This is a genomic window from Pseudocoprococcus catus (assembly GCF_019734885.1).
GTDB lineage: Bacteria > Bacillota > Clostridia > Lachnospirales > Lachnospiraceae > Coprococcus_A > Coprococcus_A catus.
The window spans coordinates 1-14,093 of the sequence record NZ_JAAXCM010000046.1 but is presented as its reverse complement, the minus strand read 5'-3'; the positions used below and the strand labels follow the sequence as shown (position 1 = coordinate 14,093).

Below are 14,093 nucleotides of genomic sequence, written 5' to 3'. Positions count from 1 at the left end.
ACTTGAAGAACAAAAAACATAAGAAGAGAACCTATAAAAAATCAGAACGGTCCTCCGAAACAAAAAAATATTTATCATGGATCGGCGGGCAGTTGAAACGGCCGATTCAAAAGAAGGACAAATGGATAGATAAGAAATCAGTGATACTGGCGGTGATATTCGGCATTGTGATGGCAGGAACGGCTGTTTATTCCATGCAGACGGCAGAAAAAAGCCAGGAATGGCTGTGGCTGTCGGTTATCTTCATAGTGGCAGCTGCTTTCGTCAACCTGTTTCGATTCCGTTATTCACAGCTGATTGAAATGCTTCTGGCAGCTTTTGCTCCGGCGGCAGTCTTCATGATGGTGGAGAGCTATACACATCTGTTGAGCCAGATGTGGGATGGCCCGGTTATTTTGAATCTGGTCATGTACTATCTGTTTTTTGGTGTACTGCTGTTTATTACGGGACGGACAGGAACAGCCATTATGATTGGCTCCCTGCTGCTTGGCGCGGCAGGACTTGCCAACTATTTTGTGCTGATGTTCAGGTCTTCACCGATCCTGCCATGGGACCTTTTTTCTGTGGGCGTGGCAGCAACGGTGGCAGACAATTTTGAGTATAAATTATCTGTCAGAGCCTGCAATGTCATTTTATTGATCATGCTGCTCTGGTCTCTGTGCCTGAAGATGCAGTTGAAATTTAAAATGTCAAAGTTCAGAGGAGCCGGTATTGCAGTGATGTGTGCTGCATTTTTCGGTTTCTGCAGTTATGTCCAGACAGATGCGGCAATTGCGTCATTTAAGATGGATACAACGCTTTTTACACCGACAGTTTACTATCGGAATAACGGTCTGGCATTGAGCTTTGTTGTCAATCTCCGTTATCTGAAGATTGACAAACCGGAGGGGTATTCCCAGGAGGAACTGGCCAGAATACAGGAAGAGTATACGGCACAAAATATTTCCGGGGCGGACAGTGAAGCAAATACACACTTGTCTGACAAGCCGAATATCATTGTCATTATGAATGAGGCTTTTTCAGATCTGTCTGTTCTCGGAGATTATGAAACCGATGAGGAAGTTCTGCCGTTTATTAATTCACTGACGAAAAATACGCAGAAGGGATGGATGTATTCCTCTGTCAAAGGCGGCAATACAGCCAATACAGAATTTGAATTTCTGACAGGTCTCAGTATGTATTTCCTTCCTACAGGCAGTATTGCCTATCAGCAGTATATCAAATCGGAATTGCCGGCACTGCCGAGTCAGTTATCTTCCATCGGTTACACATCGGTGGCTATGCATCCGTATTATCCGAAGGGCTGGAACAGAGATACCGTGTATGATGATCTTGGATTTGAAGAAAAGTATTTTAAAGATGATTTCCGGAATCCGGAGATTCTGCGCACTTATATTAGTGACTGGACGACTTATCAGAAGATCATCGAGAGATACGAACAGAAATCTTCGGATGAGAAGCTATTTATGTTTGATGTGACCATGCAGAATCACGGCAGTTATGTGAAGCGCTACAGCAATTTTATACCGGATGTCAGTATCCTGGGCGGCAAAGGGACCTATCTGAAAGCAACAGAACAGTATCTGTCTTTGATAAAACGCTCGGATGAAGCTTTCAAACAGCTGGTGGATTATTTTGAAAAGCAGTCGGAGCCGACGATCATCATGATGTTCGGAGATCATCAGCCGGCGGATTATATTACCAATGTGGTGGATACAGGAAAGGTGATGGATGAAGGGGATGATTCCATCTCATCTATTGGTACGGGCAGTGACAGAAAAGAACGTTATATTGTGCCGTTTGTTATGTGGGCCAATTATGATATTGATGAGAGTCAGGGAGAAGAGACAAGTGCCAACTATCTGGCTGTACGTCTTTTGAAAGCAGCAGGACTGCCGTTGACGGATTTCCAGAGCTATCTGTCAGATTTAGAGCAGGAGGTTCCGTTTGTGTCGGCACATGTTCTGAAGGAGAATCAGGAAACAGAAAGCAGTACAGATACAGCAGACAATCTGCTGAAAGTCTACAAAAAACTGCTGTACAATGATCTGTTTGATACAAAACACCGGCTTGAGAATTTCTTTTCTTATTAATATTTGACTATTGCCAAATAATCAAACTGGTGTTACAATGAATAAGATAGTATATTAACTTTAGCAAAGAGTGGGCGTAAGTCCACTCTTTGTACGTGTTAAGGAATCTTAATTCGGGAAGGAAGTGAGTTACATGGCAAAGAAAGATTATGAAAGCAGGACAGAGGCAATGCTTATGCCGATCGTCGAGACGAAAGGATTTGAACTTGTCGATGTAGAATGGGTGAAAGAAGGTGCCAATTGGTATCTGCGTGCCTACATTGATAAAGAGAACGGGATCACAGTAGATGACTGCGAGGAAGTCAGCCGGGCGCTCAGTGATTTGCTGGATGAAGAGGACTTTATTTCGGAAAATTATATTCTGGAAGTCAGTTCACCGGGTCTTGATCGTCCTCTGAAGAAAGAGAAGGATTTTGCAAGAAGCATCGGTAAGGATGTTGAAGTAAAATTATTCAAAGCAATTAACAAAGAAAAAGAATTCGTCGGTATTTTGAAAGCATACGATGAAGATACGGTGACACTGGAGATGGAAGATGAAACCGAGATGCAGTTTAAGCGTTCTGACATTGCACGCATCCGGCTTGCATTCTTCTTCTGATGGAATAGATATAGAGGAGGAATTACAAAAAATGAATGAAGGTAAAGAGTTAATCAAAGCATTGGATGATATAGAAAAAGAGAAAGGCATCAGCAAAGATATTCTGCTTGAAGCCATTGAGAATTCTCTTGTTGCTGCCTGTAAGAATGAATACGGCAAAGCAGACAATATCCGTGTGACAATGAATCGTGAGACCGGTGAAGTCAAAGTCTTTGCAGACAAGACAGTAGTGGAAGAAGTAGAAGATCCGGAGATGGAGATCAGCGTTGCCGATGCAAGACTGAAGAATAAATTTTATGATCCGGGTGATATTGTTCATGTGGAGATCGTACCGAAGAACTTCGGACGTATTGCTGCACAGAAAGCCAAACAGGTCGTTGTGCAGAAGATCCGTGAAGAAGAGAGAAAATCTTTGTACAATGAATATTATGGCCGTGAGAAGGATATTGTGACAGGTGTTGTTCAGAGATATAACGGCAAGAACATCAGTGTGAATCTTGGTAAAGTAGATGCAGTTCTTACTGAGAACGAACAGGTGAAGGGAGAAGTGTTCAAGCCGACAGACCGTATCAAACTCTACATCGTAGAAGTAAAGAACACAACAAAGGGACCGAAGGTAACTGTATCTCGTACACATCCTGAACTGGTGAAGAGACTGTTTGAAGCAGAAGTAACTGAAGTCAGAGACGGTACAGTTGAGATCAAGAGTATTGCAAGAGAAGCGGGTTCCAGAACAAAGATCGCTGTCAGCTCCAACAATCTAAATGTTGATCCTGTCGGTGCATGTGTCGGCATGAATGGTGCCCGTGTCAATGCCATCGTTGATGAGCTTCGCGGTGAGAAGATCGACATCATCAACTGGAGTGAAGATCCTGCAGTTCTCATCGAGAATGCACTTAGCCCTGCAAAGGTTGTCTCTGTAGATGTAGATCCTGAAGAGAAGAGTGCGGCAGTTGTTGTTCCGGATTACCAGTTATCACTGGCTATTGGCAAGGAAGGCCAGAATGCAAGACTGGCCGCAAAACTGACAGGTTATAAGATCGATATCAAGAGCGAATCCCAGGCTTACGGTTACTAAAAAGGTGACGGCTATGAAGAAGATTCCTATGAGACAGTGTATTGGCTGTCAGGAAATGAAAAGCAAGAAAGAAATGATCCGTGTTATCAAGACACCGGAGGATGAAATCTGTATCGATGCAACAGGCCGTAAAAATGGCCGCGGCGCTTATATTTGCCCTAAAAGTGAATGCCTTCAGAAAGCCATCAAGAACAGAGGCCTGGAGCGCTCACTGAAGATGCAGATACCAAAAGAGGTTTACGGACAACTGGAAGAGGAGATGGAGAATATTGACAGATAAAGCTTTATCCATGATCGGACTTGCAACAAAGGCGGGCAAGATCGCCAGCGGCGAATTTGCGGTAGAGTCCGCTGTCAGAAAAGGCAAGGCAGTTCTTGTCATCATTGCCTCGGATGCCTCTGACAATACGAAGAAATCATTTAATGATATGGGTGCGTATTATCATGTACCTGTATGCATTTATGGAACAAAAGAGAGTCTCGGTACACATACGGGACGTGGATACAGGGCTTCCCTGGCAGTGCTTGATGCCGGTTTCGGAAAGTCCATCAGGAAACTTATTGATACAGGAATCAATCAGTGATTCCGCCATTTTAACGGAGGTAGCCTATGTCAAAAATCAGAGTACATGAATTGGCAAAGGAATTAAATAAAAGCAGCAAAGATGTGATCTATGCCTTAAAGGGACATGGAGTAGATGTAGAGAGCCATATGAGTACCATTTCATCTGAGAATGCAGATAAGATCAGAAAGTTCTTTACACAGCCGGTAGCAAAACCAGCTCAGAAGCAGGAATCCAAACCGGCTCAGGATAATAGAAATGCAGCACCGCGCCGCAGCAGCAATGCAGGTCAGGGCAGCATAGACAGTCGCGGCAACTACAGCTCTGCATCAAGAGACAGCCGTGACGGCAATAGCCAGAACAGAAACGGCGGACGTGATGGTCAGAGCAGAAGCTTTAACCGCGACGGCAACGGCCAGAACAGAAGCTTTAACCGCGACGGCAATGGCCAGAACAGAAGCTTTAACCGCGACGGCAATGGCCAGAACAGAAGCTTTAACCGCGACGGCAATGGTCAGAACAGAAGCTTTAACCGCGATGGCAATGGCCAGAACAGAAGCTTTAACCGCGACGGCAATGGCCAGAACAGAAGCTTTAACCGTGATGGCAATGGCCAGAACAGAAGCTTTAACCGCGACGGCAATGGCCAGAACAGAAGCTTTAACCGCGACGGCAACGGCCAGAACAGAAGCTTTAACCGCGACGGCAATGGCCAGAACAGAAGCTTTAACCGTGATGGCAATGGCCAGAACAGAAGCTTTAACCGTGACGGCAATGGCCAGAACAGAAGCTTCAATCGCGACGGCAATAACCAGAACAGAAACGGCAGCCGCGATAACAGAGGTCAGGGCGGCAGAAATGGCGGTCGTGACGGCAAGTTCAATCTTGACAGTGCCATCAACAAAGAAGTTGTTATGACAAAGGATACAACAAGAGAAAACCGCAGAAATTACAAGGACAACAAAGACCGTGACAACCGTCGTGATGACAGAGATTTCGAAGGAAGAAATACATCCAGAAACGGCAAGAACAATAACAAGAATAACAATAACAACAGAAATACAGTGCGCAAGAAACCTGTGAATATACAGCCAAAGCCGGAACCGGTTGTAGAGAAGGTAACAAGCATTGAACTGCCTGAGACAGTAACAATCAAAGAACTGGCAGATAAGATGAAGATTCCAGCTGCCCAGATCATCAAGAAGCTTTTCCTTGAAGGCAAGATGTATAATGTGAACTCAGACATCACATATGATGAGGCAGAAGAAATCGCACTTGAATATGATATTCTCTGCGAACATGAAGTTGTTGTGGACGTTATCGAAGAGATGCTGAAGGAAGAAGATGAAAACGAAGCAGATCTTGAACCAAGACCACCGGTTGTCTGCGTTATGGGTCACGTTGACCATGGTAAGACATCTATCCTTGATGCCATCCGTAAGACAAGTGTCACATCAGGCGAGGCCGGCGGTATCACACAGCATATAGGTGCTTATGTTGTTGAAGTGAGTGGTCAGAAGATTACATTCCTTGATACACCTGGACATGAGGCTTTCACAGCCATGCGTTTAAGAGGTGCACAGTCCACAGATATCGCAATCCTTGTTGTTGCAGCTGATGATGGTGTTATGCCTCAGACAATTGAAGCCATTAACCATGCCAAAGCAGCAGAAATCGATATTATTGTTGCAATCAACAAGATTGATAAGCCGAGTGCTAATATTGACCGTGTTAAACAGGAACTGACAGAATATGGTCTGATCGCAGAGGACTGGGGTGGTACAACCATTATGGTACCTGTTTCCGCACATACAGGTGAAGGTCTTCAGGATCTGCTGGATATGATCCTTCTGGATGCTGAAGTGAAAGAATTAAAGGCAAACCCTAACAGAAAAGGCCGTGGCCTGATTCTTGAAGCACAGCTGGATAAGGGCCGTGGCCCTGTGGCAACCGTGCTGGTTCAGAAAGGTACACTGAATGTTGGCGACAATGTAACTGTTGGTACTGCATTTGGCAAGATCAGAGCAATGATCGATGATAAGGGGCGTCGTGTGAAGAAAGCCGGTCCGTCTACACCTGTAGAGATTCTTGGTCTGAATGAAGTGCCTCAGGCAGGCGAAGTCTTTATTGCAACAGAGACAGAAAAAGAAGCCCGTGCAATGGCGGAGACATTTATTGCAACAAAACGTGAAAAGATGCTGGCAGATACAAAATCCAAATTATCTCTGGATGGTCTGTTTGATCAGATCCAGGCTGGTCAGATCAAGGATCTGAATATCATTGTCAAAGCGGATGTTCAGGGTTCTGTAGAGGCTGTTAAACAGAGTCTTGCAAAACTCTCCAATGATGAAGTGGCAGTTAAGGTTATCCATGGCGGTGTTGGTGCCATCAACGAATCTGATGTAACCCTTGCTTCTGCTTCCAATGCGATCATTATCGGTTTCAATGTTCGTCCGGACAATCAGGCCAAAGTTGTGGCTGAACAGGAAAAGGTCGATCTGCGACTGTACAGAGTCATCTACAATGCCATTGAAGATATCGAAGCTGCAATGAAGGGTATGCTTGAACCGACATTTGAAGAGAAAATCATCGGTCATGCAGAAGTGCGTCAGACATACAAGGTATCTGGTGTCGGTACTATCATCGGCGGTTACGTTCAGGATGGTAAGATCGTCCGTAACTGCAAGGTACGTCTCTTAAGAGATAATGTTGTTATCCATGAAGGTGAGCTTGCATCTTTGAAGCGTTTCAAAGATGACGTGAAAGAAGTTAATTCCGGCTATGAATGCGGTATGTCCTTCGAGAAATACAATGATATTAAGGAAGGCGACCAGATTGAAGCTTTCGTTATGGAAGAAGTGCCGAGATAGGAGTATATAAATGAGAAAGAACAGCATAAAGAATACGCGTATCAATGGTGAAGTTCAGAAGGAACTGAGCCGTATTATCTCCCGTGAGATTAAAGATCCGCGCATCAGTCCGATGACCAGTGTTGTTGCTGTGGAAGTAGCGCCGGATCTGAAACAGTGTAAAGCCTATATCAGTGTACTGGGTGACAAGGATGCGCAGGATGCAACACTGGCAGGACTTAAAAGTGCCATTGGTTTTATCCGCCGTGAGCTTGCACGGACTGTCAACTTAAGAAATACACCTGAAATTCATTTTGTTCTGGATCAGTCCATCGAATACGGTGTCAATATGTCAAAACTGATCGATGACGTTGTTCGTTCTGATGAAGAAAAAGAGCATGAAGGAGAAGAGGACAATGAATAATATCCTGTCCTGCCTTGAGGGTGCCAAAACGGTCATGATTGCCGGTCATACAAGACCGGACGGTGACTGTGTCGGCGCCTGCATGGGTCTCTGGCATTATATTAGAGATAATTATCCGTATATTCAGGCGGACGTCAGACTGGAACCTGTTCCGGACAGCTATAAGGTTATTAAGGGTGTTGAACAAATTATCAGTGACTATGAAGATGATCGAACCTATGACCTTTTTATCGCACTGGATGCCAGTGACAAAGAAAGACTTGCCGGTGCAAAGAAGTATTTTGATACGGCAGAGCATACAATTTGTATTGATCATCATATCAGCAATCCGGGATTTGCGGATGAAAATCTTGTGCTGCCAAATGCCAGCTCTACCTGTGAAGTGCTGACGGGATTGATGGATATAGACGGGATTTCCTATGATGCAGCCGTTGCTTTATATATTGGCATTATCTGTGATACAGGTGTCTTCAAATACAGCTGTACCAGTCATCGAACCATGGATATGGCAGGCTGCCTGATGGAAAAAGGCATTCCGTATTCGGACCTGATCGATGATACGTTTTACCGCAAATCCTTCAAGCAGAACAAGATTCTGGGTTTTGCACTGGATAAATGCAGTCTTGTATTGGATGGGAGAATGATCATGTGCATTCTGGAGAGGAAGGAACTGGATCAATTTGAAGCCGGACATGGAGACCTGGAAGGCGTTATTGATCAGCTCCGCCTGACAAAAGGCATTGAAGTCGCTTTGCTTGCGTCGGCGGCGGATGGTGAAACATCCAAATATAAATTCAGTATGAGATCCAATCATTATGCAGACGTTGCAGCAGTCGCAGCTGAATTTGGCGGCGGAGGCCACATACGTGCGGCTGGATTTTCTGCGGCGGGCGATATAAAGGAGATTTACGGCAGAGTAGAAAAATTAATAAAGGAGCAGCTGGATACATGTACGATGGAATGATCAATGTCTGCAAAGAAAAAGGTTTTACATCCCACGATGTGGTAGCAAAGCTCAGAGGGATCCTTCATCAGAAGAGAATCGGACATACGGGGACTTTGGATCCTGATGCAACAGGCGTTCTGCCTGTCTGCCTTGGAAAAGGAACGAAACTTTGTGATATGATTACTGACAGGGATAAAACCTATCGTGCGGTGATGCTGCTTGGCAGGACAACAGATACTCAGGATATTTCCGGTCAGATTATTTCTGAGAAGGAAGTTTGTGTCGGTGAAGATGACATCAGGAATGTAGCAGCAGCCTTTGTTGGTGATTACATGCAGGTGCCGCCAATGTATTCTGCGATTAAGGTGGATGGCAAAAAGCTTTATGAACTGGCCAGAGCAGGTCAGGAAATTGAGCGAAAAGCCCGCCATGTGGTCATTCATTCGCTGGAGATCACAGATGTCCGGCTGCCGTATGTGACAATGAAAGTCTGTTGTTCTAAAGGCACTTACATTCGGACCCTTTGTCAGGACATCGGAGAGAAACTGGGCTGCGGTGCCTGTATGACAGAATTGACACGATTGAAGGTCGGCAGTTTTGACATGGCAGATGCTTTTACGCTTTCTCAGATCCAGGCAATGGCAGATCTCGGAGAAGAGGAAGTTAACAGTCATATTATAACGGTGGAAGAGATGCTTTTGGATTATCCGAAGTTTCAAACGACAGATGCTGTTTCTGACAAAATGCTTTCCAACGGCAACTGGCTGCCGGGGGAACTTGTGAAACCGGTGGCAGACAGTGCAGGGACAGAATTGAGTGATGGTCTGCAGGTGCGGATGTACAGCAGTACAGGGGATTTTACAGCTGTTTATCAGTATATCGCTGCGAAAAACAGTTTAAAAAATATAAAAATGTTTGTATAGAGGTAGCATGGGTCATGATTTATTTTAGAGGAACTAAGGATATCCATCTTGATCATACTGTAGTGGCTCTGGGAAAGTTTGATGGGCTGCATCGGGGACACCAGCTTTTGATCAACAAGCTGAAAGCGTATGGCAAAAAAGGATTTCAGACGGTTGTGTTTACCTTTGATTTTCATCCCATGAGTCTTCTGACAGGAAAGAAGCAATCTTTGATCTATACGAAAGAAGAGCGCCTCAAAATCGTCGAAGAGATGGGGATTGATGTGCTGATCGAGTATCCGTTTACTCAGGAAACGGCACACATGATGCCTCAAGATTTTGTTAGGGATGTCCTCGTGAGAGATATCGGGGCAAAGGTCATTGTTGTCGGCGATGATTTTCATTTCGGTTATCAGAGAAGCGGAGATGTAGCTTTTCTGAAAAAGCATGCGGAAGAGTATGATTATTTTGTGGACAACTGCGAGAAACTATGTGTGCGTGGCGAAGAAATCAGCTCAACCATGATCCGCGGTCAGATTACCGAAGGTAATATGGAAGTTGTTGCATCACTGCTTGGCCGACCGTATGAGATTAACGGAAAGGTGATTCCGGGGAAAGCCAATGGCAGAAAAGTAGATATGCGTACTGCCAATCTGGCGCCGGATGATATTAAGCTGCTGCCGCCGGAGGGTGTCTATGCTTCGGTGGTTCAGATTGAAGGAATAGAAGGACAATATTATGCATTGACCAATATCGGAAGAAATCCAACGATCAGTGATGATAATGATCTTCGGATAGAGACTCATGTGGTTGACTTTTCAGGGGATCTCTATGACCGCATGATGACTGTGCGTATTTATCTGCGGCTTCGGGCTGAGCATAAATTTGCCAGCCTTGAAGAAGTTAAAGCACAGGTCATGAAGGATAAAACAAAGGCAATGGCCTATTTTAGAGAACATCATATCTGATGAACGAGATGAAACACGCTTTGCGAGCTTCAGTCGTTATCGCGATATTCGGCAAGGCTGCATGCAAGCACGGGCTTTGCCTCATTATTCGCATAACTAAAAAGAACTGGAACAAAAATTCTGAGATCAGGAAAAGTTTCAGTTCTTTTTATTTTGCCGCAACCGGAAGCATGCACTGTACCTGCCGGAAGGTGACTGGAGAAAATATCCAAACATATTTTCGAAAACGTATGTTTACATGGAAGAGTAAATGTGCTATAATTCTTGAAAGAACATATGTTTTGAAAGGGCAGAAGATTTGTATGACAGATTTAGAATGAAGCGTGTTTTTTATTCGGCTTATGTTGGAATCAATGAGAACAGCAGACTACCGGCGGTGGGAACAATGCCCCTGCTTTTGAGTGAACACCGACTGTATCAGGCAGATTGGCTCATGTGGTTTTACGGATTCAAGGCAGCTGAGCTGTTGAGTGAGAAGCGGCCGAACTTCAATTTGCTATTGGATCCCAAGTGTGATTGGGCGGTCAGACATCTAGAGAATTTTCCAGTGGAGGTGATGACGGCGGATTATTATGCGCTTTTGAGAGTACCGGGGTTAGGGGTGACCAGTGCAAGACGTATCTGCCGAGCAAGAAGATACGGCCGTCTTCAGTTTGATGATCTGAAGAAGATGGGGGTTGTGCTTAAGAGAGCTATGTATTTTATTACCTGTCAGGGGAAGGTTTATATGCCCTTTAAGATGCAGGAAAGCTTCATCACAACGAATTTGCTTGGATTAAAGGAAGGGCTGCCGGAGAATATGGTCCGTACAGAAGATGCATTCAGACAGTTGAATTTATTTGATGATTTTCATTTACAGATGCCGGAGATGGAAGTCCATGCCGGGGTTCACAGACCTACGACTTGAAAAATACAAAAAGATAAAGTATAATACTTGTGATTTGAATATAGCAGGGAGGCTTTTGCAGCATGAAAAAAATCATTCTGGCATCTGCATCGCCCAGACGTAAAGAGCTGATGAAACAGGCAGGTCTGGAATTTGATGTATGTGTCAGCACAAAAGAAGAGAAGAAAGGTCCTTGGGGGCCGGAAGAGATGGTCAGACGGCTTTCTCGGCAGAAAGCACAGGATGTGGCTGAACGGTATGCAGAAGACTGCATTGTTATCGGAGCAGATACAGTAGTTGCCTGTGATCAGGAAATACTCGGTAAGCCTGCAGATGATCAGGATGCGTTTCGAATGCTTCATATGCTGCAGGGACGGACACATGAAGTCTATACAGGTGTTACTATTGTTGAAGGCAGTTTGGATTCGGGAAAGACAACGGTGTTTGCCGAGAAAACAGAAGTAACAATGTATCCGATGTCTGATCAGATGATATGGGATTATATAAGAACCGGAGAACCATCAGATAAAGCAGGTGCTTATGGCATACAGGGCAGGGCAGCTGTGTTCATTAAGTCGATCAAGGGAGATTACAATAACGTTGTGGGACTTCCGGTGGCGGCTGTATGGCAGTATCTGAATGCCGATAAGGAGGAGAAGCATGCTGCATTATAGTGTTGATCATGAGCTGATGTCGGATCTTTATCGGGATTACCGCCAGATAAAAGGCGCAGAGTATGAACAGATTCATGCGTTGGGAGAACACTATCTGGCTATCGCACAGGACTACGATCTGGCTGACAGTACGATGAAGTCTATTCAGGGACTGATCCGGTTTCAGACAGATGAAGAGCTGGAAGGCGTGGAGACCGGAATTGTTCATGGCTATCTCACAGCAAAGGCGGCTTTGAGGAAGGAACAGGCTGAATATCGGGAGTTTGTGGAACTATTTAATGGTGAAGAGAAGCAGGCGTTGAATGGTCTGGCAGAGTATGTTGTTGGTCAGAAGAGGATTCCATATAAGATCAAGAACAGAACATTGCATGTAGATGTACTCAGTACACCGGCGCTGTCCCTTGAACTGGATTTTACGGATGTACTCATTGAAGATGGAAGACATCCGAGAGAGATTCTCATCACACATTTATCCGGGGAACGATTTGAGAGAATAGAGACTATAAAAGGCACAGATGGCACAGAGGCAAAGATTACGGTACCATATTACAGACTATCTTTTGTTAACGGACTTTCAGAGGGGCCTTATCAGGTAAAGGAAAGCTCCTTTGTTTTCAGGGGTCTTCAGGGATCACTGTGTTTATATAATTATGATTCGGCCATGGAACCACTGGATGTCAATGCAGATAAGCTGCCATGGAGGATACTGATGCATCCTTTGAAGGCGATGCTTGAGAAGGCACAGATTCTTGGAGTGGAGTCTTTGGACAGGGATGAGCTGCAGGCTTTGCCGTTATTATGTGTTTTTTATGAGTTGATTCAGTTTTATCTGGCACCGACGACAGAAGCCGGTGTCGGAAGAAGTCTGATTCGCTTTGATGAAGAACTGGCTGAGAATTTTGCCTTCAGTCAGGAAGATCTTAATGCTACCTGTGAATACCTGGCTCCGTATGGAATGGAAGAACTGACAGGATGGCTGCATAAAGCGATTTCAGAGAAGTCAGCTTTTTGTCGTTATTGGATACAATTTGCATCCATGAAGAAGGCAGAAACGCTCTATAAGATTTTGACAGATATTTTGGATGAGTGCAGTCGCTATTATGAGAAGAAACCGATGCCGCTGTCCTGCAGAAAGCATCGTAGTGCCGTCAGACGTGCGCTGAACGAATATTTCTGCAGACACAAATGGAGAGGTGAGTTTCCGAATTACAGACGTTCTGAGGCGTCAGGTTTTCTTGAAGTTTCAAATGTATATAAGCGGATGTATACGTACATCAATGAAAAACAGAAAGCATTTTTTGTTGATTTTATTGAAGGTGTTACAGAGAACAGCTATACGGTTACGGCTGTTTCAGGATATGTCCTGCTGAAGGATGGTGAGAATGCACGGGATTACAGGGCACTGAGTGGGTATTTCCTTGACGGAGGCAGGCGCAACAGTCATATTGTCGGACAGATTACCATTGATGATATGATGAGCAGTGATCAGGTGATAGAATTGCTGAATACAATGATGCAGGACATCATGAAAGAATTTAATCCAAATAAATAATCCGAAGAGAGTTATTTAACAAAGAGGCATAAAGATTGATTTATGTCTCTTTGCTTTATGTGGCTATAAACTTTGAGATGATTTGTATAAAAACCAGGAGGAGCAAAATTCTGCCGGCAGAGATATACTGAAATGTTATATATAAGCTATAATAAAATAAATTATTAAAAAAATTAAAAAAAATGTTGACAATTCAAAATTGGGATGATATGATATACAAGCTGTCAGCGAGAACAACGCGAAACAGTACAGATTCATAAGCAGTTTGAAAATAACTTATAATAAGTTTAAAAAAGTTGTTGACAACTGATGAAGAATCTGGTAGAATAACAAAGCTGCTTCGAAAGAACGGCAGTGAGAAAAGAACATTGATAACTAAATAATAGAACAATCCCGAAAATTTCCACGTTGATGATTTCTGACGCACGCGAGAGCGGGCGAAGCTTTTGAAAGAAACGCATCAACGTATGAGAAAATTTCAAATAAGAACACAAACCAAAGTAAAACGGGAAGAGATAACAGCTAGCTGTGAATCTTAACCAAAATCAAACATGAGAGTT

General features: G+C 44.1%; 12 protein-coding genes and 1 pseudogene. All 13 read left to right on the top strand.

The genetic code is table 11. The features are described from left to right. Nucleotides 1-2 precede the first annotated feature (2 nt). The 13 genes and pseudogenes from HED67_RS12495 to HED67_RS12435 all read left to right on the top strand — a co-directional run bounded on the left by HED67_RS12495 (nucleotide 3) and on the right by HED67_RS12435 (nucleotide 13,533). Complete coding sequence (locus tag HED67_RS12495; RefSeq protein WP_221718504.1) at nucleotides 3-2,093, top strand: alkaline phosphatase family protein; 2,091 nt, start codon at nucleotides 3-5, stop codon at nucleotides 2,091-2,093. Nucleotides 2,094-2,226: 133 nt separating this feature from the next. Further along, complete coding sequence (gene rimP / locus HED67_RS12490) at nucleotides 2,227-2,691, top strand: ribosome maturation factor RimP (protein WP_178438126.1); 465 nt, start codon at nucleotides 2,227-2,229, stop codon at nucleotides 2,689-2,691. A gap of 31 nt (nucleotides 2,692-2,722) precedes the next feature. After that, entirely contained in the window at nucleotides 2,723-3,769 is a 1,047-nt protein-coding gene (gene nusA, locus HED67_RS12485) for a transcription termination factor NusA (RefSeq protein WP_221718503.1), read from the top strand. 13 nt (nucleotides 3,770-3,782) lie between these two features. Then, nucleotides 3,783-4,049 carry an RNase P modulator RnpM gene (gene rnpM / locus HED67_RS12480; RefSeq protein WP_215632101.1) on the top strand — a complete coding sequence of 89 codons (267 nt, stop codon included), beginning with the start codon at nucleotides 3,783-3,785 and terminating at the stop codon, nucleotides 4,047-4,049. Continuing rightward, on the top strand, nucleotides 4,036-4,353 hold the full coding sequence (locus HED67_RS12475; protein WP_178438140.1) for a L7Ae/L30e/S12e/Gadd45 family ribosomal protein: 318 nt from the start codon (nucleotides 4,036-4,038) through the stop codon (nucleotides 4,351-4,353). The genes rnpM and HED67_RS12475 overlap by 14 nt, the downstream gene beginning before the upstream one ends. 26 nt (nucleotides 4,354-4,379) lie before the next feature. Further along, on the top strand, nucleotides 4,380-7,202 hold the full coding sequence (infB, locus tag HED67_RS12470; protein ID WP_221718502.1) for a translation initiation factor IF-2: 2,823 nt from the start codon (nucleotides 4,380-4,382) through the stop codon (nucleotides 7,200-7,202). A gap of 10 nt (nucleotides 7,203-7,212) precedes the next feature. Further along, nucleotides 7,213-7,605, top strand: coding sequence for a 30S ribosome-binding factor RbfA (gene rbfA, locus HED67_RS12465; protein WP_178440252.1), 393 nt, complete (start codon nucleotides 7,213-7,215; stop codon nucleotides 7,603-7,605). Continuing rightward, complete coding sequence (locus tag HED67_RS12460; RefSeq protein WP_178440254.1) at nucleotides 7,598-8,569, top strand: DHH family phosphoesterase; 972 nt, start codon at nucleotides 7,598-7,600, stop codon at nucleotides 8,567-8,569. The genes rbfA and HED67_RS12460 overlap by 8 nt, the downstream gene beginning before the upstream one ends. After that, nucleotides 8,554-9,474, top strand: a complete 921-nt coding sequence (gene truB, locus HED67_RS12455; protein WP_221718501.1) for a tRNA pseudouridine(55) synthase TruB — start codon at nucleotides 8,554-8,556, stop codon at nucleotides 9,472-9,474. The genes HED67_RS12460 and truB overlap by 16 nt, the downstream gene beginning before the upstream one ends. Before the next feature lie 14 nt (nucleotides 9,475-9,488). Next, the gene (locus HED67_RS12450; RefSeq protein WP_221718500.1) at nucleotides 9,489-10,421 is read left to right on the top strand and encodes a bifunctional riboflavin kinase/FAD synthetase; all 933 of its coding nucleotides are present in this window, start codon (nucleotides 9,489-9,491) and stop codon (nucleotides 10,419-10,421) included. A gap of 298 nt (nucleotides 10,422-10,719) precedes the next feature. Then, nucleotides 10,720-11,328 (top strand): annotated as a pseudogene (locus HED67_RS12445) (putative DNA modification/repair radical SAM protein); the annotation flags it as partial. A gap of 62 nt (nucleotides 11,329-11,390) precedes the next feature. Continuing rightward, the gene (locus HED67_RS12440) at nucleotides 11,391-11,981 is read left to right on the top strand and encodes a Maf family protein (protein WP_178440262.1); all 591 of its coding nucleotides are present in this window, start codon (nucleotides 11,391-11,393) and stop codon (nucleotides 11,979-11,981) included. Next, nucleotides 11,968-13,533 carry a hypothetical protein gene (locus tag HED67_RS12435; protein WP_221718498.1) on the top strand — a complete coding sequence of 522 codons (1,566 nt, stop codon included), beginning with the start codon at nucleotides 11,968-11,970 and terminating at the stop codon, nucleotides 13,531-13,533. The genes HED67_RS12440 and HED67_RS12435 overlap by 14 nt, the downstream gene beginning before the upstream one ends. Nucleotides 13,534-14,093 lie beyond the last annotated feature (560 nt).

Coding starts and splice junctions, on each gene's coding strand:
- rbfA (WP_178440252.1), top strand. CDS start 7,213: ATGAGAAAGAACAGCATAAAGAATACGCGTATCAATGGTGAAGTTCAG.
- truB (WP_221718501.1), top strand. CDS start 8,554: ATGTACGATGGAATGATCAATGTCTGCAAAGAAAAAGGTTTTACATCC.
- infB (WP_221718502.1), top strand. CDS start 4,380: ATGTCAAAAATCAGAGTACATGAATTGGCAAAGGAATTAAATAAAAGC.
- HED67_RS12450 (WP_221718500.1), top strand. CDS start 9,489: ATGATTTATTTTAGAGGAACTAAGGATATCCATCTTGATCATACTGTA.
- HED67_RS12440 (WP_178440262.1), top strand. CDS start 11,391: ATGAAAAAAATCATTCTGGCATCTGCATCGCCCAGACGTAAAGAGCTG.
- HED67_RS12435 (WP_221718498.1), top strand. CDS start 11,968: ATGCTGCATTATAGTGTTGATCATGAGCTGATGTCGGATCTTTATCGG.
- HED67_RS12460 (WP_178440254.1), top strand. CDS start 7,598: ATGAATAATATCCTGTCCTGCCTTGAGGGTGCCAAAACGGTCATGATT.
- rnpM (WP_215632101.1), top strand. CDS start 3,783: ATGAAGAAGATTCCTATGAGACAGTGTATTGGCTGTCAGGAAATGAAA.
- rimP (WP_178438126.1), top strand. CDS start 2,227: ATGGCAAAGAAAGATTATGAAAGCAGGACAGAGGCAATGCTTATGCCG.
- nusA (WP_221718503.1), top strand. CDS start 2,723: ATGAATGAAGGTAAAGAGTTAATCAAAGCATTGGATGATATAGAAAAA.